At 61.6% G+C, this 21,629-nt stretch carries 30 protein-coding genes and 1 tRNA gene; 8 read left to right on the forward strand and 23 right to left on the reverse strand.

Going from position 1 to position 21,629, the window contains the following annotated elements; translation table 11 throughout:
* Positions 1 to 87 precede the first annotated feature (87 nt).
* The 4 genes from QPW08_RS06380 (at position 88) to QPW08_RS06395 (ending at position 7,904) form a co-directional block, all read left to right on the forward strand.
* Complete coding sequence (locus QPW08_RS06380) at positions 88 to 1,107, forward strand: LacI family DNA-binding transcriptional regulator (RefSeq protein ID WP_284124898.1); 1,020 nt, start codon at positions 88 to 90, stop codon at positions 1,105 to 1,107.
* An 80-nt stretch (positions 1,108 to 1,187) separates the two neighbouring features.
* Entirely contained in the window at positions 1,188 to 3,335 is a 2,148-nt protein-coding gene (locus QPW08_RS06385; protein WP_284124899.1) for an RNA degradosome polyphosphate kinase, read from the forward strand.
* A complete protein-coding gene (locus tag QPW08_RS06390; RefSeq protein WP_284124900.1) occupies positions 3,336 to 4,871 on the forward strand; it encodes a Ppx/GppA family phosphatase in 1,536 nt (511 codons plus the stop codon). It begins immediately after the preceding gene.
* 141 nt (positions 4,872 to 5,012) lie between these two features.
* On the forward strand, positions 5,013 to 7,904 hold the full coding sequence (locus QPW08_RS06395; protein WP_284124901.1) for a TonB-dependent receptor: 2,892 nt from the start codon (positions 5,013 to 5,015) through the stop codon (positions 7,902 to 7,904).
* 64 nt (positions 7,905 to 7,968) lie between these two features.
* Here QPW08_RS06395 and QPW08_RS06400 read toward each other — a convergent pair whose 3' ends face one another.
* Positions 7,969 to 8,688, reverse strand: a complete 720-nt coding sequence (locus QPW08_RS06400; RefSeq protein WP_284124902.1) for a queuosine precursor transporter — start codon at positions 8,686 to 8,688, stop codon at positions 7,969 to 7,971.
* A 60-nt stretch (positions 8,689 to 8,748) separates the two neighbouring features.
* On the opposite strand from QPW08_RS06400, the gene QPW08_RS06405 reads away from it, so the two are divergent.
* Positions 8,749 to 8,825 (forward strand) — tRNA-Arg (locus QPW08_RS06405).
* A gap of 141 nt (positions 8,826 to 8,966) precedes the next feature.
* Here the strand turns inward: QPW08_RS06405 and QPW08_RS06410 are convergent.
* From QPW08_RS06410 to leuC, 8 genes are all read right to left on the reverse strand, one after another.
* Positions 8,967 to 9,746, reverse strand: coding sequence for an NUDIX hydrolase (locus tag QPW08_RS06410; protein ID WP_284124903.1), 780 nt, complete (start codon positions 9,744 to 9,746; stop codon positions 8,967 to 8,969).
* A 300-nt stretch (positions 9,747 to 10,046) separates the two neighbouring features.
* On the reverse strand, positions 10,047 to 10,376 hold the full coding sequence (gene grxD, locus QPW08_RS06415) for a Grx4 family monothiol glutaredoxin (protein ID WP_284124904.1): 330 nt from the start codon (positions 10,374 to 10,376) through the stop codon (positions 10,047 to 10,049).
* Between the two features lie 39 nt (positions 10,377 to 10,415).
* Positions 10,416 to 10,649, reverse strand: coding sequence for a BolA family transcriptional regulator (locus tag QPW08_RS06420; protein WP_284124905.1), 234 nt, complete (start codon positions 10,647 to 10,649; stop codon positions 10,416 to 10,418).
* 19 nt (positions 10,650 to 10,668) lie between these two features.
* The gene (locus QPW08_RS06425) at positions 10,669 to 10,992 is read right to left on the reverse strand and encodes a DUF1476 domain-containing protein (protein WP_284124906.1); all 324 of its coding nucleotides are present in this window, start codon (positions 10,990 to 10,992) and stop codon (positions 10,669 to 10,671) included.
* 63 nt (positions 10,993 to 11,055) lie between these two features.
* Positions 11,056 to 12,054 carry an NADPH:quinone oxidoreductase family protein gene (locus QPW08_RS06430; RefSeq protein ID WP_284124907.1) on the reverse strand — a complete coding sequence of 333 codons (999 nt, stop codon included), beginning with the start codon at positions 12,052 to 12,054 and terminating at the stop codon, positions 11,056 to 11,058.
* Positions 12,051 to 12,653, reverse strand: coding sequence for a 3-isopropylmalate dehydratase small subunit (leuD, locus tag QPW08_RS06435; protein WP_284124908.1), 603 nt, complete (start codon positions 12,651 to 12,653; stop codon positions 12,051 to 12,053). The genes QPW08_RS06430 and leuD overlap by 4 nt, the downstream gene beginning before the upstream one ends.
* Positions 12,653 to 12,805, reverse strand: coding sequence for an isopropylmalate isomerase (locus tag QPW08_RS06440; protein WP_284124909.1), 153 nt, complete (start codon positions 12,803 to 12,805; stop codon positions 12,653 to 12,655). The genes leuD and QPW08_RS06440 overlap by 1 nt, the downstream gene beginning before the upstream one ends.
* Positions 12,806 to 12,846: 41 nt before the next feature.
* The gene (gene leuC / locus QPW08_RS06445; protein ID WP_284124910.1) at positions 12,847 to 14,280 is read right to left on the reverse strand and encodes a 3-isopropylmalate dehydratase large subunit; all 1,434 of its coding nucleotides are present in this window, start codon (positions 14,278 to 14,280) and stop codon (positions 12,847 to 12,849) included.
* 102 nt (positions 14,281 to 14,382) lie between these two features.
* Between leuC and QPW08_RS06450 the strand changes: the two genes are divergently transcribed.
* Together QPW08_RS06450 and QPW08_RS06455 are read left to right on the forward strand one after the other, a co-directional pair.
* Positions 14,383 to 14,796, forward strand: a complete 414-nt coding sequence (locus QPW08_RS06450) for an acyl-CoA thioesterase (RefSeq protein WP_284124911.1) — start codon at positions 14,383 to 14,385, stop codon at positions 14,794 to 14,796.
* A gap of 15 nt (positions 14,797 to 14,811) precedes the next feature.
* Positions 14,812 to 15,333: a sterol desaturase family protein gene (locus QPW08_RS06455; RefSeq protein WP_284124912.1), complete on the forward strand. Its 522-nt coding sequence runs from the start codon at positions 14,812 to 14,814 to the stop codon at positions 15,331 to 15,333.
* On the opposite strand, the gene QPW08_RS06460 is transcribed toward QPW08_RS06455, so the two are convergent.
* The 14 genes from QPW08_RS06460 to QPW08_RS06525 form a co-directional block, all read right to left on the reverse strand.
* Positions 15,334 to 15,681: a YbaN family protein gene (locus QPW08_RS06460; protein WP_284124913.1), complete on the reverse strand. Its 348-nt coding sequence runs from the start codon at positions 15,679 to 15,681 to the stop codon at positions 15,334 to 15,336.
* Positions 15,682 to 15,685: 4 nt separating this feature from the next.
* Positions 15,686 to 16,096: a SufE family protein gene (locus QPW08_RS06465; protein WP_284124914.1), complete on the reverse strand. Its 411-nt coding sequence runs from the start codon at positions 16,094 to 16,096 to the stop codon at positions 15,686 to 15,688.
* A gap of 24 nt (positions 16,097 to 16,120) precedes the next feature.
* The gene (locus QPW08_RS06470; protein WP_284124915.1) at positions 16,121 to 16,366 is read right to left on the reverse strand and encodes a hypothetical protein; all 246 of its coding nucleotides are present in this window, start codon (positions 16,364 to 16,366) and stop codon (positions 16,121 to 16,123) included.
* A gap of 53 nt (positions 16,367 to 16,419) precedes the next feature.
* Positions 16,420 to 16,680, reverse strand: coding sequence for a hypothetical protein (locus QPW08_RS06475; RefSeq protein ID WP_284124916.1), 261 nt, complete (start codon positions 16,678 to 16,680; stop codon positions 16,420 to 16,422).
* Complete coding sequence (locus QPW08_RS06480; RefSeq protein WP_284124917.1) at positions 16,677 to 16,973, reverse strand: hypothetical protein; 297 nt, start codon at positions 16,971 to 16,973, stop codon at positions 16,677 to 16,679. The genes QPW08_RS06475 and QPW08_RS06480 overlap by 4 nt, the downstream gene beginning before the upstream one ends.
* Positions 16,973 to 17,239 carry a hypothetical protein gene (locus tag QPW08_RS06485; protein WP_284124918.1) on the reverse strand — a complete coding sequence of 89 codons (267 nt, stop codon included), beginning with the start codon at positions 17,237 to 17,239 and terminating at the stop codon, positions 16,973 to 16,975. Before QPW08_RS06485 ends, QPW08_RS06480 begins: the two co-directional genes overlap by 1 nt.
* Complete coding sequence (locus QPW08_RS06490) at positions 17,239 to 17,577, reverse strand: hypothetical protein (protein ID WP_284124919.1); 339 nt, start codon at positions 17,575 to 17,577, stop codon at positions 17,239 to 17,241. The genes QPW08_RS06485 and QPW08_RS06490 overlap by 1 nt, the downstream gene beginning before the upstream one ends.
* Positions 17,577 to 17,906, reverse strand: coding sequence for a hypothetical protein (locus tag QPW08_RS06495; protein WP_284124920.1), 330 nt, complete (start codon positions 17,904 to 17,906; stop codon positions 17,577 to 17,579). Before QPW08_RS06495 ends, QPW08_RS06490 begins: the two co-directional genes overlap by 1 nt.
* Positions 17,906 to 18,166 carry a hypothetical protein gene (locus tag QPW08_RS06500; RefSeq protein ID WP_284126310.1) on the reverse strand — a complete coding sequence of 87 codons (261 nt, stop codon included), beginning with the start codon at positions 18,164 to 18,166 and terminating at the stop codon, positions 17,906 to 17,908. The genes QPW08_RS06495 and QPW08_RS06500 overlap by 1 nt, the downstream gene beginning before the upstream one ends.
* 77 nt (positions 18,167 to 18,243) lie before the next feature.
* Positions 18,244 to 18,510 carry a hypothetical protein gene (locus tag QPW08_RS06505; RefSeq protein WP_284124921.1) on the reverse strand — a complete coding sequence of 89 codons (267 nt, stop codon included), beginning with the start codon at positions 18,508 to 18,510 and terminating at the stop codon, positions 18,244 to 18,246.
* Positions 18,511 to 18,537: 27 nt separating this feature from the next.
* A complete protein-coding gene (gene pspC / locus QPW08_RS06510) occupies positions 18,538 to 18,912 on the reverse strand; it encodes an envelope stress response membrane protein PspC (protein WP_284124922.1) in 375 nt (124 codons plus the stop codon).
* Complete coding sequence (pspB, locus tag QPW08_RS06515) at positions 18,909 to 19,205, reverse strand: envelope stress response membrane protein PspB (protein WP_284124923.1); 297 nt, start codon at positions 19,203 to 19,205, stop codon at positions 18,909 to 18,911. The genes pspC and pspB overlap by 4 nt, the downstream gene beginning before the upstream one ends.
* Positions 19,206 to 19,211: 6 nt before the next feature.
* Positions 19,212 to 20,057, reverse strand: coding sequence for a phage shock protein PspA (pspA, locus tag QPW08_RS06520; RefSeq protein WP_284124924.1), 846 nt, complete (start codon positions 20,055 to 20,057; stop codon positions 19,212 to 19,214).
* Between the two features lie 104 nt (positions 20,058 to 20,161).
* Entirely contained in the window at positions 20,162 to 20,314 is a 153-nt protein-coding gene (locus QPW08_RS06525; RefSeq protein ID WP_284124925.1) for a hypothetical protein, read from the reverse strand.
* A gap of 177 nt (positions 20,315 to 20,491) precedes the next feature.
* On the opposite strand from QPW08_RS06525, the gene pspF reads away from it, so the two are divergent.
* Positions 20,492 to 21,526 carry a phage shock protein operon transcriptional activator gene (gene pspF, locus QPW08_RS06530; RefSeq protein ID WP_284124926.1) on the forward strand — a complete coding sequence of 345 codons (1,035 nt, stop codon included), beginning with the start codon at positions 20,492 to 20,494 and terminating at the stop codon, positions 21,524 to 21,526.
* The last annotated feature ends 103 nt before the right edge of the window (positions 21,527 to 21,629 follow it).

A 21,629-nucleotide genomic window follows, 5' to 3' on the forward strand; every position in this document is an offset into this window, starting at 1 on the left:
GCCCGCTGCAGCATCCAAAGCGATTGACCTTGCACGCAGCTTTCGGCCAAGCAGCGCCAAGACCATAAAACAGGGTGAGGAACAGCTGTGAGCAGGGATGAGAGGCGCCTGACCTCGTTCGACGTGGCGGCCAAGGCCGGCGTCTCGCAATCGACCGTATCGCGCGCGCTATCTGGCTCGCCGACCATTACCGAAGCGACCAGGCTACGCGTGGTCGAGGCAGCGCGCGAGCTGGGTTATGTTGTCGACGAGCGCGCGGCGCGGCTGCGCAGCGGGGTCAGCAAGACCATCGCGGTGGTGGTAATCGGTCGCCCGGGTCAGGGCGCGGCATCGGTCAATCCGTTCTATTATTCCCTCCTCGGCAGCGTCTGCACCGCAGCAGCGCAGCAAGGGTACCAGGCGCTTGTCTCGATCCAGTCGGAACCGGAGCAGTTCTTCGGCCAGTTTATCGAACGCGGGCAGGCCGATGCCGTCGTGGTCCTCGGCACCGCAACCAACCGCGAGGCCTGGCGGTATTTCAGCGACTATCGCGAGGCACAGGACAATCTTGCTTTCTGGGGTTCGCCCTTCGACGGTCCGGGATATGTCCGGTCCGACAACCGCACGGGGGCAAAGCTGGCGGTCGAGCGCCTGGTAAAGGGCGGATACAAGAAGATCGCCTTCATTGGCGAAACCGATGGGGCCCAGCGGCAATTCCGCGAGCGATACGAAGGGTATTGCGATGCGCTCAAGGCGGCCGGGCTTGAATGCTTCGAGGCGGTCACTGCCCCGGGCGATACGCGTGAGGAGCAAGGCGCGGGTGCAATCGCGGCCCTGCTCGCGAACGGGCAACCCTTCGATGCGGTATTCTCTGCCTGCGACGCCATGGCACTGGGGGCACTTGCAGCGCTGCGCGAGGCCGGCAAGTCCGTCCCCGAAGACGTTGGAGTAATCGGCTTCGACGGCCTTGGGGTCGGGGCGCATTCTTCGCCGCCCCTTACGACGATCGAACCCGATTTTGCCGAAGCCGGGCTCAATCTTGTCGAAGCGGCCCTGGGCGGTGCCAATGACGACCGTGACCGTCGGGTCTCGGTCCACCTGGTCGAACGGGCCAGCGCACGCCGCTAGCATTGCCGCCGGCTACATCGTGCGAGGAGCTCGAGCGAACAGCTAGCAATTGTTAGGGCGAGACCGCTATAGGATGAGCCATGGGCAGCCTGCCGATCACCCAGGACAACGACCTTGAGCCGCCGACCGAGGCGCGCGAGCGCTATTTCAACCGCGAGCTGAGCTGGTTGGCCTTCAACGACAGGGTTCTGTCCGAGGCCTGCAACGATGCCTATCCGCTGCTTGAACGGCTGCGGTTCCTTTCAATCTCGGGCAGCAATCTCGACGAGTTCACCATGATCCGCGTCGCTGGCCTGGTCGGCCAGGTACAGCGCGGGATCGAGAAGCTCTCCGACGATGGACGCACGCCCCGGGAACAGCTTGCCGCCGTGGTTGAGCGGCTGGAAGAGCTGACGGCAAGGCAGCAGGACATCTGGCGGGAGCTGCGCGAGCAACTGGCCGATGCGGGGATCCATGTCGCTGCGGAAGAGCGCGTGAATGCCGAGGCCTATCACTGGCTCAGGCGACACTTCCATGACGAGATAATGCCGCTGTTGACCCCGCAGGCACTCGATCCGGCCCATCCGTTCCCCTTCGTCGCCAATGAAGGGCTGGGCCTGCTGTTCACACTGCGTCGTGGCGGACGGGAATTGGTCGAGATGATACTCATCCCGTCGGCCCTACCGCGATTCATCCGGGTGCCGGGCGAGGATGCGCTATACATCAGCATCGAAAGCCTGATCACCCGCTTTGCCGGGCACCTGTTCCCCGGTTTCGAGATTATCGGAGATGGCGCATTTCGCGTGCTCCGCGACAGCGACATCGAGATCCAGGAGGAAGCCGAAGACCTCGTGCGCACATTCCGCAGCGCCATCCAGCGGCGGCGACGCGGGCAGGTGATCCAGCTTGAGATCGAGGAAGACTTCGAACCGACCGCGGAAGCCTTGCTGCGCGAGAAGTTGGACGTGCCGGGGGCCACAATCGTCAAGACCGATGGCATGCTGGGCATCGAAGGGTTGGGCGACATTGTCGATGAAGATCGTCCGGATCTGAAATTCGACAGCTATTCACCGCGCTACCCCGAACGGGTGCTGGAGCATGATGGCGACCTGTTCTCCGCCATTCGCGAGAAAGACATCGTCATCCACCACCCTTACGAGAGCTTCGACGTGGTGGTCGATTTTGTGCGGCAGGCCGCGAGCGATCCCAACGTCGTGGCCATCAAGCAGGCGCTCTATCGCGCGGGTAACCAGTCCGAAGTGGTCGACGCGCTGGTCGAGGCGGCAGAGAACGGCAAGTCTGTCACTGCCGTGGTCGAGCTCAAGGCCCGCTTCGATGAGGAGCAAAACCTCTATTGGGCCAACAAGCTGGAGCGGGCCGGGGTGCAGGTGATCTACGGCTTCGTCGACTGGAAGACTCACGCCAAGGTGGCGATGGTCGTGCGCCGCGACGAGGATGGTTTCCGCACCTATTGCCACTTCGGGACCGGCAATTATCACCCGATCACGGCCAAGATTTACACCGATCTCAGCTACTTCACAGCTGATCCTCGAATGGGCCGAGATGCGGCCAAGCTGTTCAATTTCGTCACTGGCTATGTCGAGCCGCGCGAGACAGAGTTGCTGGCCATTTCTCCGATCGACCTACGCGAAACGATCTATGCCGCGATCGACAATGAAATGGTCAACGCCCAATCGGGCAAGCCCGCAGCGATCTGGATGAAAATGAACCAGCTGGCCGACACTGGCATGATCGACCGGCTCTACGCCGCAAGCCAGGCCGGGGTGGAGATCCAGCTGGTCGTGCGTGGCATTTGCGAACTGCGCCCGGGCGTGCCGGGCTTGTCGGAGAACATTCGGGTCAAGTCGATCATCGGCCGCTTTCTCGAGCACAGTCGCATCTATGCCTTTGCCGACGGCGAGCCGATGCCGGGACCGCAAACGCGGGTCTACATCTCGTCGGCCGACCTCATGGTGCGCAACCTGGATCGTCGGGTCGAGCAACTGGTTCCGCTGGAAAACGAAACTGTGCGCGACCAGGTGTTGCAGCAGGTGCTACTGGCTAACCTGCTCGATACCGAGCAGAGCTGGGAACTGTTGCCCGATGGCAGTTACATTCGCATCCCCGACGGTGAAAAACCGTTCAACTGTCATCGGTATTTCATGACCAACCCGTCGCTGTCCGGGCGCGGCGGTGCGCTGGAAGCTGGCGCTGTTCCCAAGCTGGCCTTGCGCCGGGGTGCTATCTGAATGGTGCGAGCGGGGCGCAGGACGGACAGGGAGGGGCTGTTCTCCGGCAATACCCCGCATCGCGCGATCATCGATATCGGGTCGAATACGGTGCGGCTGGTCGTCTATGGCGGCTCGCCGCGCGCACCCACGGTGTTGCTGAACGAGAAAGTCGCTGCCCGGCTGGGGCGCGATATCGCCAGCACCGGGATGCTCGCTGACGAGGCCATCGAGCTGGCGATGCGCGGGCTGGATCGCTACGCGCTGATGTTAGGTGATATCGGTATCGATGAAGTCGATGTCGTCGCCACTGCAGCGGTGCGCGATGCCAGCAACGGCGGCGAATTCCTCGATCGTTTGCGCCAGCTCGGCTTTGCCCCCCAGCTCCTGTCAGGCGAAGATGAAGCCGGGCTCAGTACCTGGGGCGTGATCGGGGCCTTTCCCACTTCGCAGGGTATCGTCGCCGACCTTGGCGGCGGCAGCCTCGAACTTACACGGATCGGCGAGGGAGAGCCTTGCCCGGGCGTCAGCCTGCCGATCGGTACCTTGCGTTTCGAAGGGCTGGGAGGTGGCGACCAGGGCAGATTGCGCAAGGCGGTACAGCAAGCGATCAAGAAGTCGGGCATCGGCATTTGCGAGGGTGGCGATCTTTACCTCGTCGGCGGAACCTGGCGAGCCATGGCCGTCTATGCCATGGAGCGGCTCGACTTCCCGCTGACCGATCCGCACGGGCTGCGCCTGCCGGCCGGCGAAGCCGTGAAGCTGGCGAAAGAGCTCGCCAAGAAGGATCCCGAGGAATTGCTGCAGAATCCGCGCATTTCGACGATGCGTGCTGGGTTCATGCCGGATGCTTCAGTGGTGCTGCAGGCGCTGGTCAAGAAGCTGGAACCGCGCAATGTCGTGGTGTCGGCATGGGGCCTGCGCGAAGGGATCCTGTTCGAAGGGCTGGCACCGCATGCCCGGGCGCAGGATCCGTTCATCGCAGGGGTTTCGACCTTCGCCAGTTCGCGCGGGGCCTCGCCGACGATGGCGGCCAAGGTGGCGAGCTGGACTGTAGATGCGCTGCCCGAATCAGGTCCCCGGTCCGAGCGGCTCAGGCTGGGTGCGACCATGCTCTCGCTCGCTGCAATGCAGATCGAGCCCAACCTGCGCATGCGGTCGGGCGTGGAATGGGCGCTGCACAAGCGCTGGATTGCAGTCTCGCCGCAGGGACGGGCCATGCTGGCAGCGGCAATCTGTGCCAACGGCAACAACCTTGATTTGCCCGCTGAGGTTCGGGCGCTGGCACCGAAAGAAAGCCTTGATCAGGCAATCGGATGGGGGCTGGCAATCCGGCTGTGCCGCCGCCTGGGCGCACGGTCGCGTCAGTCATTCCAGCGCGCCGGCCTTGCAAGCAATGGAGACAAGCTGGTGCTGTCGCTCGAGGAAAGCCATGCAGCACTGTTCGGCGTACCCAATGAGAAAGACCTCAACCTGCTCGCCGGGTGGATGCAGCTGGAGCCGGAAATGCGCGTCATCAGCCAGGGCGAGGCGACGGCAGTGCGCGACAGGGTCTGACCCCTCCGGAAATCAGCGAGTGACCGAAAGTCCACAAAATGCGCACAATCGCGCAATCCTATTGCAAGGCATACGTATTCCGGTTTAGCTTCCTTTCTTAGATGTCGCGGAAAAGCGGCACTAAGGGAGAGGAGAGAGTTTATGAGGATCAGGGCTTCCCTGATGGCCGGCATCTGTGTCGGCGCGATCGCTGTACCTGCCTACGCACAAGATGGGGATACCGAGGAGGCAACAAGCCGCAGCGGCAATCCCGTCATCGTCGTTACCGCGCAACGCCAATCGCAAAGCCTGCAAGAGGTTCCGATCGCGGTCAGCGCCTTCTCGGCAGAAGCACTCGAAGCGCAGCAGATCGAGAACGCAAGCGACCTGCAGCTGACGCTGCCGAACGTCTCCTTCACCAAGTCGAACTTCACCGGGTCGAGCTTCACCATCCGTGGTATTGGCGACCTTTGTGTCGGCACCAGCTGCGATAGCGCGACCGCAATTCACATGAACTCGGCACCGCTGTTTGGCACCCGTCTGTTCGAAACCGAGTATTTCGACCTTGAGCGGATCGAAGTCCTGCGCGGCCCGCAAGGCACACTGTTCGGTCGCAACGCTACGTCAGGCGTGGTCAACGTCGTTTCGGCCAAGCCGGACCTGTCAGGCTTCGCCGCCCGCGGCGAATTCGAGTATGGCAACTACAACAGCATCAAGGGCAAGGGGATGGTCAATATCCCCATCGGTGATTCCATCGGTGCCCGTTTTGCAGGCTTCTACCTGAAGCGAGACGGCTATACGACCAACCTCTATGACGGCAACGACATCGACGGTCGTGAAATGTATGCCGTCCGTGGTTCTCTGCGGTTCGAGCCAGGCCCTGATACGACAATCGACCTCATGGGATACTACTTCCGTGAAGACGATGACCGCATGCGTATCCAGAAGCAGCTGTGCCAGCGCGATCCGACCGGCATTCTCGGCTGCCTCAACAACCGGCGCGATTTCGACAAGACCAATTCCAACTCGACCTTCACCGGTACGCTGGGTTCGTCGGAATTCCTCGCCATCAACGGCATCCCGGCGACCTTCGGGCTTAACAGCCTCTACGGCCCCGATGCTTATGCCAACTTCATCGAGCCGGCCGATGTCCGGCAGATCAACACGCAGTTCACGCCGGAATACTTTGCCGACGAACTGCAGTTGCAGGCGCACATCGAACACAACTTCGGTGCCATCCAGGTCGGGCTTTCGGGCACTTACCAGGAAACCAGCGTCGACTCGCGTCAGGATTACAACAACGGTGTTGGTGCAATCCCGCAGGCGGCAACCGCATTCGGCACCCTGGCCGTATTCGCCAACCCGCTTGCTGTCGGCCCGGTCGTGGCTTCCTACTTCCAGCCGGTGGTGGATGCCCTGTTCGATGGCAATGGCAACCTCTGCGTCTCGGACACGCGGGCAGATAACCGTGGTGCCTTCGAAGGCTTCGCAATCTGTACGCCGGACGGCACTCAGTTTGACCGCTCGCGCACCAACGGCAAGTCGTGGTCAACGGAAATGATCATCTCGTCGGACTTCGACGGGCCGTTCAACTTCCTCGTTGGCGGCATTTATGCCAATGCCAAGGCGACTGACACCGACTACTACGTCAACGCTTTCGCGATCGACTATATCACCGGTGTGCTTGGTTCGTTTACGTCGCTGGGTGCAGGCTTGCCGCCGAGCTACCTCGCAACCTCGTTCTATCGCAACAATACCCAGCGGTTCGAGCTCAAGAGCTACGGCCTGTTCGGCGAAGTCTATTTCGACGTCTCCGACAATCTCAAGCTGACTGCGGGCCTGCGGTACAACAACGACAAGAAGGCGCTCGATGCCCGCACCACGCTGGCGAGCTTCCTCAACCCGTACTCCAACGATGGCGATCCGTTCGCTTCGCCCTTCGTTGGCAGCTTCGATGCCGACCCGGGCACCGCTGGCAACCAGTTGCTGCAATCACGCAGCGTGGGCTTCGACGAGATTACCGGTCGTTTCGTAATCGACTGGCAGATTTCGCAGGACAACCTGATCTACGCTTCGTATTCGCGTGGCTACAAGTCGGGTGGTATCAACCCGCCGCTGTCGCCGGTGTTCGCGGTGAGCGAGAGCTTCGGTCCGGAATCGATCGACGCCTTCGAAATCGGTTCGAAGAACACCTTCGCCAACGGGGCACTGCAGGTGAACGCCACGGCGTTCTACTACAAGTACTCCGGCTTGCAGCTGAGCCGCATTATCGCGCGGACCTCGGTCAACGACCAGATCGACGCAAAGGTCTGGGGCCTGGAGCTTGAAACGCTGGTTTCGCCTTCTCCTGAATGGCTGATCAACGTCAACTTCAGCTACCTCAACGCTACGGTGTCGGGTGACCAGTTCTTCTCCAACCCGCGTGATCCGGGTGGTGGCGATCCGAATGCGGTCATCATCAAGGACATCACCAACGGTGCGCTGTGCGCCGTCACCGGTGCCGGTGCGAATGCTTTCGTCAATGCCGTCAACCCGGCGCTGGGTCTGCAGGGCACCACGTCCTTCCCGTCCGACAGTGGTATCGCTTCGAACGGTGCCTTCAGCATCTGCTCGGTGCTCGACGCACAGGCGACCGCCATCGGCGGCCTGTTCGGCGGCGTCCAGGTGCTGAGCCCGGGCGTGCAGGTCAACCTCAAGGGCAACAAGCTGCCCCAAGCGCCGGAAATGAAGGCTTCGGCCGGCATCCAGTACACCGCCGATCTCAGCGGTGACATGACGCTGGTTCCGCGCTTCGACATTGCCTTCACCGGTGAGCAATACGGCAATGTGTTCAACGGCCGGGTGAACCGGATCGAACCGTTCGTCCAGGCGAACGCCCAGATCCAGCTCAACGGTCCGGACAACAAGTGGTTCGTTCGCGGGTTTGTCCAGAACATCTTCAACAGCGATTCGGTGACGGGTCTTTACGTGACCGACGCCTCGTCGGGCCTGTTCACCAACGTCTTCACGCTCGATCCGCGCCGCTACGGCATCGCGGCGGGCTTCAATTTCTGACCCGATAAGAGGTTAGGGAGAGGGGAGGGCCGGCCTTCGGGTCGGCCCTTTTTCTATGCCTGCTCTATTCGCCCTTGGTGGTGGAGAACGGCGAAAAGTCGGTATCGCTGTCATAGACATCGACCCCTTCGCGCTGCTTCAGCGTACCAACCACGACATAGGTGACCGGCGTCAGCACCGCTTCCCACACGACCTTGAGCAGCCAGTTGGTGACCATCACGGTCAGCACGTCTGACGTTTCCCAGATGCCGAGAAAGGCAATGGGATAGAAGATCAGGCTGTCGATGCCCTGGCCGAACACGGTTGAACCGATTGTGCGGCTCCACAATGCCTTGCCTTGCGTCCAGACCTTCATCTTGGCGAGCACGAATGAATTGACGAACTCGCCCGCCCAGAAGGCGGTGATTGAGGCAAGCACGATCCGCCACGTACTGCCGAAAACCGATTCGTAGGCTTCCTGCCCGTCCCAGCTGGCGGCCGGCGGCATGGCGACGACGACATAGCTCATGAACGCCATGAAGATCATCGCTGCAAATCCGGTCCAGATCACCCTGCGGGCGCGGGCATAGCCATAGACCTCGGTCAGCACGTCGCCGATGACATAGCTGACGGGGAAGAACAGGATCCCGGCGCCGAAGGTAAAGCCGGCCACTGTCGAGAGCTTGGCTGCCCCGATCAGGTTCGACAGCAACAGGATTGCGACGAAGGCCGCCATGACCAGGTCGAAGTAGCGGAAGTGGGTCGGCGCGCTGCCTGAAACGCGGTTCGGGGTGCTGTTTTCCATGGCCGAGCGCCTTATCTTGGTTTTGTGTCGCGGCAAAGCACGCTAACACGCACCTCGCGCGCGCCCGTAGCTCATCTGGATAGAGCGCGAGACTTCTAATCTTGAGGCAGCAGGTTCGAGTCCTGCCGGGCGCGCCAGATTTCCATCAGGCCGAAGGATTGATGGAAATGTGGCGGGTCCCCAAAGGATCGAACCCGTTCGGAGTCGGAGCGAAGCGGAGACGAACGAGCCGCTTGGCGGCGAGGACAGTCCTGCCGGGCGCGCCAGTTTCTCTTCGCTTAACCCCGCGCCACGCTCTCCAGCGGCTCGCCGGTCACCGGATAGCCGAGATCGGCGTCGATCTCGAGCCAGCGCTCGCCGTCGCGCTCAGTCATGAAGGGTGTGATGGTGCGGACCGGGATATCGCGGGCCTGCTGCCTGGCCTCGCCGTAGCTCCCGAACAACGCCAACCGCTCGATATTGCGGCGGGTCGGGAAGATCAGCTTGATCTCGCCAGTTTCCGCCATGTCGAGAGCGCCCTTGGCCGTGGTCCAGAACAGGTGAGTGTTCTCCGAATTATCGACTGCAATGTCGACCGCTCCGGTGCCGAGATTGGCAAGATAAAAGCGGGTGTCGTAAACGCGCGGGATGCGCTCGTTCTTGGGAAACCAGCGGGCAAACGGTGTCAGCTGGTCAAAATCGAGCGTCCAGCCGAATTCCTCAAGCACCGGTGCCAGTGCTTCGGTTTCCAGCAAGCGGCGGCGCGCACCGGCCGCAGTTTCTGCGGTCACTTCGCCCACGAGGCCGATAGCGAGACCGGTCTCTTCCAGAGTCTCGCGCACCACAGCAATCTGGTGCGCCGTTTCATCCTGGGGCAGCTCGCCTTGGACTGACCGGGCAAGTTCGAAATCGGCATCGTCAACCCGGCCACCGGGGAACACGGCCATGCCTCCCGCGAAAACCATGGTCTTTGAGCGGACAGTCATGAGGATCTCGGGCGGTCCGTCTTCGCTGCCATCGCGAAAGATCACTACGGTTGCGGCGGGAATTCCATCGGCTGGTTGCGGGTCGTTTGCCATGCCAATCTTGTGGCGTGCCCTGATGCGAATGCCAAGTCGGCATTTCGCAGTGCCTGTCGGAAAACCTTACACACCGGACCCGGGTAAAGTTTGGTTTACCATCGTGTCGCCCAGAAACCTGCGGCTCGCACAAACTGGCACGCGATGTGCACAACCTTGGCTGGACCCGACAACAGTCTTCGATACGAGGCGGGGTCACTGGTCTCCCGACCCCGCCTCCCCGAAGCCTGTAATGAAAAAGGCCCGCCATCACGGCGGGCCTTTTCGATTCTGGCAGATGGAGAAAGCTCGGTTAGCCCCTTAGCTGGCGCGGGCGACGGCTTTTTCCTCCAGCATTTGCTGCAGCTCACCAGCTTCGAACATTTCCATCATGATGTCGCTGCCACCGACAAATTCGCCCTTCACGTAAAGCTGGGGAATCGTCGGCCAGTCCGAGAAGGTCTTGATCCCCTGGCGAATTTCCATGTCCTGCAGTACGTCCACGCCTTCGTAGGCGACGCCGCAATGTTCGAGGATCGAGACCGCCCGGCTGGAAAAACCGCACTGCGGGAACAGCGGGGTACCCTTCATGAACAGCACGACGTCACTGCCTTCGACGATGTCGGAGATGCGGGAATTGATGTCAGACATGGGGCCGATAGCCTTCCTGTTTGAATTCGGTGTTGTCCGTCACTTGGGGACGGCAGTTGTCAGTTGCAAGGCATGGAGCACGCCGCCCATGTTCCCGTCCAGCGCGGCATAGACCAGCTTGTGCTGCTGTACGCGGCTCTTGCCTGCAAATTGCGGTGCGGTGACCTTGGCTGCCCAATGGTCGTTGTCGCCAGCAAGATCGGTCATTTCGACAACCGCCCCGGGCAGGGCGGCGGTGATCATGTCCGTAATTTCGGTTGCGGTCATAGGCATGGGACAAGCTCTGCCTTGCTCAGTTTTCGCTCATGTACTGGCGGCGGGCTTCTATGGCCATTTCTTCCAGGGCGGCACGAACGCCTGCTTCGTCGATTTCGACGCCAGCGGTGGTAAGATCGCCTAGAACCTTGCGGATCACGTCCTCGTCGCCGGCCTCTTCAAAATCGGCTTGCACCACGGCCTTGGCATAGGAATCGGTTTCCTCTTCGTTGAGGCCCATCTTTTCCGCAGCCCAATGCCCCAGCAGGCGATTGCGGCGCGCTGCAACCTTGAATGCGGTGTCTTCGTCCATGGCGAACTTGGCCTCTTCAGCGCGTTCGCGGTCTTTGAAATCGGTCATATTTGTCCCTCGAAAGTGAATACTTGGCCGAGATAGGGGGGCTTCGGCAGACGGCAATGCCGATCAGTCCATCAGGACAACGAGTTTTCCAACAGCTTCGCGGTTTTCCAGCTTGGCGATGGCCTTGCCGCCATCTGCGAGGCTGAATGTTTCGGAGACCAGCGGGTCGATCTTGCCGGCCTGCATCAGGTCGAACAATTCCTGGACCTGCTCGCGGTACTTGACCGGTTCGCGTGCGGTAAAGGCACCCCAGAACACCCCGGCGATGTCGCAGCTCTTGAGCAGTGTCAGGTTGAGCGGCATCTTGGCGATGCCCGCAGGGAAGCCGACCACGAGGAAGCGGCCTTCCCACGCGATCGAGCGCAGCGCCGGTTCGGAATACTGCCCGCCGACGATGTCGTAGACGATATTGGCCCCTTCCGGGCCGCAGGCGGCCTTGAAGGCGTTGGCGAGTGCCTTGGAGGCATCCTTGTCCATTTCCTCGCGCGGATAGATCACCACTTCGTCGGCACCGGCCTGCCTGGCAACTTCGCCCTTGGCTTCGCTGGAAACGGCCGCGACGACGCGTGCACCGAAGGCCTTGGCCAGTTCGACCGCCGAAAGGCCTACGCCGCCCGCTGCACCCAGCACCAGCACGGTGTCACCTTCCTTGATGTGACCGCGATCCTTCAGGCCGTGGATAGTCGTGCCATAGGTCATCAGCAGCGAGGCTGCCTTCTCGAACGGGACACCGTCAGGCACCGGGAACAGTCGCCCAGCATTGACGATCACCTTTTCGGCGAGGCCACCATTACCCATGCCGCCGAGCACTTTGTCGCCGACCTTGAAGTTCTCGACCCCTTCGCCGATCGCCTCGACAACGCCGGAAATTTCGCCGCCGGGTGAATAGGGGCGCTCGGGCTTGAACTGGTAGAGGTCGCGGATCATCAGCGTGTCGGGATAGTTGATGGCGCAGGCCTTCACATCGACCAGCACTTCGCCCGGGCCGGGGGTGGGGACTTCGATCTCGTCGAGCGTCAGGGTCTCAGGTCCGCCAACGGCGTGGGTGCGTAGGGCTTTCATGCGGCAATCTCCGTTCCTCGTGTCAGCCATGGCATCGCCGATGCCTGCTGCTTCTCATATGTATCGATAGCGCCTGCCTGCTGCAGCGTCAGGCCGATTTCGTCCAGCCCTTCGAGCAGGCATTGCTTGCGGAAAGGATCGACTTCGAAGGCGAATCGATCCTGGTAGGGGGTGGTGACCGTTTGCGTCTCGAGATCGACCGTGATGGGATCGGTCTGTGCAACTTCCAGCAGCCGGTCGACCTGCTCCTGCGGCAGGGCGACGGTCAGGATGCCGTTCTTGAAGGCATTGCCGCTGAAAATGTCGGAAAAGCTGGGCGCAATGACCACGGTGATACCGAGGTCGAGCAGCGCCCAGGCTGCATGCTCGCGGCTCGAACCGCAGCCGAAATTGTCGCCAGCGATCAGGATCGGCGCGCCTTTGAACTCATCGCTGTCGAACAGGTTGTCGGGATCTTGCCGAACCGTTTCGAAAGCGCCTTTGCCGAGCCCTTCGCGAGTGATGGTCTTGAGCCAGTGTGCCGGGATGATCACGTCGGTGTCGACGTTCTTGGCACCATAGGGGATGGCGCGCCCTTCAACCTGGCTCACAGGATCCATCAATCGGTCTCCGGCTTCTCGCCCGAGGGGATCGGCCCGGGCTGGGGCTTGTCGTCTTTCTTTTTGCGCTTGCCCGCATAGAGCAGAGCGGCGGCAATGGCAGCGGAGCCGATGGCTCCGGCGATGGCTTTGGTGGGGATCTTCTTGGTCATGGAAACGCTTTGGTATCGCTGGCGACTTCTCGCAAGGGGGTTCAACCGGTCAATTCACGAACATCGGCGAGCCGCCCCGTCACTGCGGCGGCAGCGGCCATGGCTGGGCTCATCAGGTGTGTACGTGCACCGGGACCCTGGCGACCGACGAAATTGCGGTTGCTGGTCGAGGCGCAGCGTTCGCCGGGCGGGACCTTGTCGGGGTTCATGGCGAGGCAGGCTGAGCAGCCCGGCTCGCGCCACTCGAAGCCGGCTTCGGTGAAGATTCTGTCGAGCCCTTCTTCCTCGGCCTGGGCCTTGACGAGGCCGGAGCCCGGTACGGCGATGGCCCACTTCACTCCTTCGGCCTTCTGGCGCCCCTTCAGCACGGCGGCGGCGGCGCGAAGGTCTTCGATGCGGCTGTTGGTGCAGCTGCCGATGAAGACATTCTCGATCGGTACGTCCTGCATCCGCTGTCCGGGGGTCAGGCCCATATAGTCGAGGCTCCTGGCGGCAGCGGCCTGCTTTGAAGCATCGGCGAAACTTTCGGGGGAGGGCACTGCTCCACCAATCGGTACGACATCCTCGGGGCTGGTGCCCCATGTCACGGTCGGCTCGATATCGGCGGCGTCGATGACCACGCTGGTGTCGAACTGCGCACCTTCGTCGGTTGCGAGCGAGCGCCACCATGCCACGGCCTGCTCCCACTCCTCGCCTTTCGGCGCATAGGGGCGGTCCTTGAGGTAGGCGAAGGTGACATCGTCGGGCGCGATCAGGCCGGCGCGGGCACCGCCTTCGATGCTCATGTTGCAGACGGTGAGCCGACCTTCTGCGCTCATCTGTTCGAACACCTTGCCGCGATACTCGATGACATGGCCGGTGCCGCCGGCAGTGCCGATCACGCCGATGATGTGCAAAATCAGGTCCTTGGGCGTCACACCTGCGCCCAAGTCTCCTTCGACCCGGACTTCCATGGTTTTTGAGCGCTTGAGCTGCAGCGTCTGTGTAGCAAGCACATGCTCGACTTCGCTGGTGCCGATGCCAAAGGCCAGTGCACCAACCCCGCCATGCGCGGCGGTATGCGAATCCCCGCAGACGATGGTGGTACCGGGCAGCGAGAAGCCTTGCTCTGGCCCGACGACATGGACGATGCCCTGTTCGCGGGCGATGGCGTCGATGTAGCGGATGCCGAATTCAGGCGCGTTGCGCTCGAGCGCGGCGAGCTGCTGTGCGCTCTGCGGATCGGCGATGGGAAGGCGCTTGCCCGATGCGTCGACTCGAGGGGTCGTCGGGACGTTGTGATCGGGCACCGCCAGAGTCAGGTCGGGCCGGCGCACCGTGCGCCCGCTCAGCCGCAAGGCTTCGAAGGCCTGCGGGCTGGTGACTTCATGGACGAGATGGCGGTCGATATAGACCAGCGCGGTGCCGTCCTCGCGCTGGTCGACGACATGCGCGTCCCAGATCTTCTCGTAAAGCGTGCGCGGTTTGCTGCTCATGGAGCGATGCTTTGCGGCCTTTGCGCAACACAGGCAAGATTGCGTGCCAAAAGCAATTGCGGGGTCATGGAAATGAAAGCTATTTGCGCCTAACTTACACCCATGTCAGCAAAGGTCCCCTCTCGCCCGTTCGCCTTTCCCATCCGCGTCCTGCCCGATGATATCGACTTCATGGGGCATGTGAACAATGCCCGGTATCTCAATTGGGTGCAGGATGCAGTGCTGGCGCATTGGCGCAAGCTGGCCCCGGCAGAGGAAGTCGCGAGCAAGGCGTGGGTCGCGCTCAAGCATGAAATCACCTACCGCAAGCCTGCGTTCCTGGAAGATGATGTCGTCGCCAGGACGGTGCTGGAACATTTCCAGGGTGCACGGGCATTTTATCACACAGTGATCAGCCGCGGCGAGGAAGTGCTGGCCGAGGTGAAGTCCAGCTGGTGCTGCATCGATGCCGAGACGCTGCGCCCGGCGCGCATCGGAGACCATTTGCGCGAGTTCTTTTTTCCCGACGCCGACTGACCTATACAGACATCCATGCTTGATTGGCTGGTCCCTGTCCTGATCGTCGTCGCCACTATCCTTGCGATGGAATTCGTGGCGTGGTCGAGTCACAAATACATCATGCATGGCTTCGGCTGGGCCTGGCACCGCGACCATCACGAACCGCATGACAACATGTTCGAGAAGAACGACCTCTACGGAGTCGTCGGCGCGGTCATGAGCATCTCGATGTTCCTATGGGGCAGCCCGTTGATCGCGGCAGAATATGTGTGGCCGCAGGCCACCTGGATCGGGTTCGGCATCCTTTGTTACGGCATCATCTACACGCTGGTGCACGATGGGCTGGTCCATCAGCGCTATTTCCGCTGGGTGCCAAAGCGCGGCTATGCCAAGCAGCTGGTGCAAGCGCACAAGCTGCACCACGCAACCATCGGCAAGGAAGGCGGGGTCAGCTTCGGCTTCATCTTCGCGCGCGACCCGGCCAAGCTCAAGGAAGAGCTCAAGCGTCAGCGCGAAGCGGGCATCGCGGTAGTGAGGGACGCGGCAGGAGCCTGATCACTCGTTGCGGGTCGCGATCCAGCTGCCACAGATCACCAGCACTGCGACCGAGACCCACACCCATGGTGCGCCCAGTGTGGCCCATGTGAACAGCACGCCAGCGCTCATCGCGGTCACCGCTGCCAGCTTGGCCGGGCGGCGGATAACGCGGTTCTCCCGCCAGTCGGCAATCTGTGGGCCCCATTGCGGGTGGTTGAGGATCTTCTGCTCCCATGCCGGGTTGCTGCGGGCGAAGCAGAACACTGCCAGCAGCAGGAACGGCACAGTCGGCATCAGTGGCAGTATAGCCCCGATCGCTCCCAGTGCGACGCTGGCGATTCCACCCGCGAGATAGAGCGGGCGCATCGTGTCAGGCGGTCGCGGCAATTCGCGCGGCGTGTTCCCGGACCAGCGCGATCATGTTGGGGACGCCTTGCGTGCGGTTGGAACTCAGCTGGTTTCTCAGGTCGAAGGGTTCGAGCGCCGCGGCGATATCCATGGCCGCGACCGTCTCGGCCGGCTTGTCCTGCACCGCGGCAATCACGAGAGCGACGATGCCCTTGGTGATTGCGGCGTTGCTATCGGCAAGAAAGTGAAGTTTGTCGCCTTCGCCCGTAGGATAGACCCACACGCTGGCCGAGCACCCACGCACCAGCGTGGCATCAGTCTTGAGGGCATCGGGCATGGGGTCCAGCTCGCGGCCCAGCTCGATGAGCAGGCGGTAACGTTCGTCGCCTTCAAGGAACTCGTATTCTTCCTGGATGTCTTCAAGCGTTCGCATGCGGGGGCATGTAGTCGCTTCGCATCACAAATCCACCCCGCTGGCGATGGCCTCGAGCTTGCGGATGCGTTCCTTGAGATCGGCCATCTCGATCCGCGCCGCGCCTTCACCTGCGCCGCCTTCGATCTCGACCAGGCCGAACGACCTGGTCTTGTCCAGCTCCTGCCGTTTGAGCGCGAGCCAGCCGTGCCAGGCGCGCAACAGCGCAGCGACGACAACGCTCAGGCCAACCAAGGCGGTTACGGCAATGACGAATGTGGGGTCACTCATCTCGATCTTTCCTCCTGATGGGGTATTTCCTGCCTACCCCGGTCCCTTTCCTGTCAGCGCTCGTCGCGCAATTTCTCAATCTCTTCGGCCGTACGACGGGCGGGATCGGTAGCGATCCGTTCCAGCACCTGGATCCTGTCCTTCAACTGGCCCACTTCCTCTTGCAGCTCTTTCTCGCGCTGGCTCTGTTCCAGTGCCGCTTGCTTGTCGGCACCGTGCTGGCGGAGCCGCCGGCTGCCGCCGCCGCGCGATCGCAGCACACCGGCAACGGCGCTTATCAGCACGATCAGGACAATGGCGGTGGCCCAGTTCACGACGTCTTCTCCCGGCTATCGAGCCGAAGGTCCGTATCCTGCAGGTCGCGAAGTTGTTCGATCTGCCGTGCAAGCGGCTCGTTGTTGTCGGTCGCAATGCGCTCCAGCACACGGACACGCTCTTCGAGTGCTTCGTATTTCGCGTCGCTGGCCTTGCCGCTCTGGTTGGTGCGGTGTTCTTCGAGCCAACGCTTGTGCTTCAGGCTCTTGCTGGCGATGCCGTTGATACCCAGCGTCACGATAACGATGATCGTCAGGACAAAGCCGAAAATCAGGATCAGGTCTCCGTCCATTATGCTGCCTCCTCGGTCTTGCGGGCCGGCGCGGAGGCGTCCCGCAAGGATTCGATCTCATCAGCGAGGTCATGCGAGCGATCGGTTGCGATCCGCTCCAGCACTCGCACGCGGTCTTCCAGCGTTCCGGCTTTGGCTGCTGGCGTCGTCCCACTGCTGCCGCTCTTGCGGCGAAGGAACAGCCAGACCGCGCCACCCGTGGCGACGGCGGCAAGGCTGGCCATCTGCAAGGCGTCGATGACCAGGGGGGTGTCTGCTCCGAACATCAGGCGTTCCCTTCTGGTTCGCGGTGCTCGAGAGCCCGCTCGCGCAGTGCCTCGATCTCGCTGCCCAGGTGATAGCCACTGTCCGTGACGATCCGCTCCACATTGGCGAGCCGGTCCTTCATTGCGCCCAGTTCGGCACGCAATTCGGCGTTTTCCTGAGTCAGCAAGGTCACGCGTTGTTTGGCTTCGGCATTGTCTTTCGGATAAACGGCGCGTCCCCAGCTGTTCTCCAGCGGATAGCCGTTCTTGACGCGAAGCCATGTCGTGAACACCCAGCCTGCAACAGCGCCAAGGCCAACGACAGTGAGAAGTTCGGTGGTGATAAGCTCCGAAATCATCAGGCTTTTTCCTTGCTTTCGATGTTGAGTGGGACGCCGGCGTCCTTGTCGCGCAAGGCTTCGATTTCATCCGCGAGCGAATAGCCACGGTCTGTGACGATCTTCTCCAGCACGATCATGCGATCCTTCATGGCGTCGAGCATGTCGTGCAGCTGGCGGTTTTCGGCCTTGAGCGCCTTCGTCTCGCCGGTTTCCGCCCGTTCAGTCTTGCCGCCCCACTCGTCTTCGAGCGGGTAGCCATGTCGGGCACGAATCCAGTTATTGAGAACCCACCCGCCAGTGGTGATCGCGATGATAGTCAGGACGAAAGCCTGTCCACCCCATTCCATTACACATTCTCCTTGCGAGCGATGTCGAGGGGGACGCCGGCACCCTGGTCTTCGACCTTCTTGGTGTCGCGCAGGGCTTCGATCTGGGTGGCGATATCGTAGCCGCGATCGGTAACGATGCGTTCAAGAACCTGCACCCGGTCTTCCAATCGCTGCACCTGGCTCGAATACTGGGCTGCTTTCTCGGCGGTTGCGGCAGCGGTCGTGGTGACCTGCATCTGGGCAACCTTCTCCTTATGCTTGGCCCAAATCGCGACCATCGGGATTGTGCACCCGAAAATGATTGCGACTATCGGTATCAATTCACCCACGTCCTAATCCTCCCTTGTGCGCTCGATCAGCGCAGCTTCTCGATTTCCTCTGCCGTCCGGCGGGCCGGGTCGGTGGCGATGGTTTCCAGCACCGCCATCCGGTCCTGCAGCATGGCGATGGTTTCCTTCAGCTCGGTCTTGTCGTGCACCAGCTGGGCCTCGCGGTCGCTGCGACCAAATTTGATCTCGGCCATCTTGCGGCGGTGCTTGAGGACCGAGTCTGTGATGCCCCACAGACCCATTGCACCAAACAGGACAACCAGCGGGATCATGAATATCGCTTCGGTCGGCATTGGCTTGCTCCCCTCTGTCCAAGTCGCTTAGCGCAGGCGCTCGATTTCAGCGTTGAGGCGCGGGTTGGATGAGACGTAGAAGGTCTCGACTTCAGCCAGCCGACGGTCGATCTCACGGAACTTGCCGCGCACTTCGCGCACCGTCCGCTTCGGGTTCTGGCGCATGCCCTGCCAGTACTTCTGCTCGTCATGGTCGGTGTAGAGATGGGACGGCTTCTTGTTCAGCAGGATGCCGGCCACGAAGTAGGCGAGGATCGGCCAGCCCATCGAAAGGGCAAGGACGATGAAGCCAAGCCGGACCCAGAGGGCGTTGACGCCGGTGTAGTCGGCAATCCCGGAACAGACACCCAGGAACTTGGCGTTCTGCTTGTCGCGATAAAGCGTGGTGCGGGGGGTGTTCACGAGTTTGCTCCTCTCTTCTCGGCGACGAGCTTCTCGAGCTCGGCCAGTTTCAGATTGTCTTCTTCCGGATCCTGCACCAGGCGGGCCGGCTTGAAATCGACGTGGTCGTGGGCGACCAGGCGTTCGACGGTGTCCATGCGTTCATCGAGGCGCTTGGCCAGCTGGTACATTTCTTCCAGCAGCACTTCGTCGTCGCTGGTGATGGTCGCTGCGGTCTTCCACTTGGTGACATAGTGCAGGATCAGCCACGGAAGCCCGATGAAAATGGCCGGGATGATGATGATTTCTTCCATGGTGAATTAGTCCTCCTGCTTGTCTTTCTTGCCGCCCATTCCCAGGGCACGCTTCATTTCTTCGAGTTCCTCATCGACCTTGTCGCTACCCGCGAGGGCATTGATTTCGTCGGCGAGGCTGGGGGTACCCGACTGGTCGGCGATGCTGAGCGCTTCGGCACGGCCTTCGGCATAATCGACCCGGCGTTCGAGCTGGTCGAAACGGGTGAGGGCATCGTCTACGCGCTCGTTGGTCATCAGGCTGCGCAGCTTGACGCGGTTCTCGGCGCTCTCGAGGCGGGCAGCGATCGCAGTCTGGCGGCTGCGGGCTTCGCGCAGGCGGCCCTGCAATTTGCTGATGTCCTGTTCATAGGCGCGCAGCGCATCATCGAGCACGGCGATTTCCTGCTTGAGCTGGTCGCTCATGTCGGAGGCCTTCTTCTTTTCCACCAGGGCGGCGCGGGCGAGGTCTTCGCGGTCCTTCGACAGCGCCAGCTGGGCTTTCTCGGCCCAGTCGGCCTGCAGCTTGTCCAGCTTGACCGTGTGGCGATGCATTTCCTTCTGGTCGGCGATGGTGCGCGCGGCAGAGGCGCGGACTTCGACCAGCGTTTCTTCCATCTCCAGAATGATCATGCGGATCATCTTCTGCGGGTCGTCCGCCTGATCGAGCATGTCGTTGAAGTTGGCGGCAATGATATCGCGGGTGCGGCTGAAAATTCCCATAAAGGGTGCTCCTGAAAGAAATTCGTTGACCTTGGCGTTGACCTTGTCCGGCTGCGTCCATTCCGATGCAGTGAGTGGATCGCTGCCCTTGCCCTGTGTCGGGGTGGGGCTGCGGCGCAGCTTTTCTACCTCGGCTTCGAGGCGCGACAACCCGGAACGGACCGGAGCCCTGTACGCCATATTGGCGCGAGGGGACTGGGGGGAGCCTTGGGGGGGGCTGGCGGGCTCCGGTCCTAGGGGGTTGGCAGGCTTGCTCACGCGATTTCCACCTGCTGGTAAGCAGCGGTGGCAGCGTAAGCAGGCGTAATCTGAACCTGCGTGCTCAGGGCCACGAATGCCGTCATTGCGGTGATGCTGGCGAGAGCGGCCTGACCGAGTTTGGTCTGGAAGAATTCGCGGTTATACATGGTCGGGTTCCTCCCTAGTGTAAGTGCCTCCAAACTTTCTGGCGGCGTTTGACCAGCACTCTGCAAAGGCCGTGCCAAACTGCAAAAACGGGAGAATTCAGAGGTCCTTAAGGTTTTTCACCAAATGTCACTTGGTGCATATTGCCAACCCTTGGGAAAAATCACTATATATCGGTCATGGAGCGCGGGAATCAGTTTGTTGGCCAGTCCACGGCCTTTCTCGATGCGGTCGAGCGGGCCAGCCGTGCGGCCCCGATGCAGCGCCCGATTCTCATTATCGGCGAGCGGGGGACCGGCAAGGAACTGATCGCCGAACGCCTGCATCGCCTGTCGTCGCGCTGGGACGAGCCGCTCGTCATCATGAACTGCGCGGCGTTGCCCGAAACGTTGATCGAAGCCGAACTGTTCGGCCACGAAGCGGGTGCCTTCACCGGTGCTACCAGAGCGCGCGAAGGAAGGTTCGAAGAAGCCGACAAGGGCACGCTATTTCTCGACGAGCTGGGCACATTGTCGATGGCCGCACAAGAACGGCTTTTGAGGGCTGTCGAATATGGCGAAGTGACACGGATCGGTTCGTCGCGCCCGGTCCGGGTCGACGTTCGGATTGTTGCGGCCACCAATGAAGACCTGCCCAAGCTGGCCGAGCAGGGCAAGTTCCGCGCCGACTTGCTCGACCGGCTCAGCTTCGAAGTCATCACCTTGCCGCCCCTGCGCGTACGCGAAGGCGATATCGGTGTATTGGCTGAATATTTCGGACGGCGCATGGCGGCCGAGCTCGAATGGGAAGGGTGGCCGGGCTTCTCCGCCCATGTCCAGGCGCAGCTGGAGGAGCACCAATGGCCCGGGAACGTCCGCGAATTGCGGAACGTCGTGGAGCGGGCGGTCTATCGGTGGGACAGCTGGGAAGAGCCGATCGGCCATGTCCAGTTCGATCCCTTTGACAGCCCGTGGAAACCGATTGCCGAGGAAGGTCCGAAGCGGACCGAGGGCACGGATTTCCGCGATGCTGTCCAGCATACGGCGCGGCCGACACTTGACCTCGAGAACGTCGACGATTTGCGCGCGGCAGTGGACGAGCATGAGCGCAAGATCGTCGAGCATGCGTTGGGCAAGCACCGCTGGAACCAGCGGCAGACGGCCAAGGCACTGGGGCTGACTTACGACCAACTCAGGCATTGCATCAAGAAGCACGGCCTGATGGAAGAGGATTGACGGTTCACACAACAGGGGGATGAGGGTTTGCGTTTTTCATCTTTGGCAGGGAGCTTGGCCCTGCTTTTCGCGATGCCGGTTGCGGCTCAGGATTCCGGCACCG

The sequence above is a fragment of the Parerythrobacter aestuarii genome (assembly GCF_030140925.1).
In the GTDB taxonomy this organism is placed as follows: Bacteria; Pseudomonadota; Alphaproteobacteria; order Sphingomonadales; family Sphingomonadaceae; genus Parerythrobacter; species Parerythrobacter aestuarii.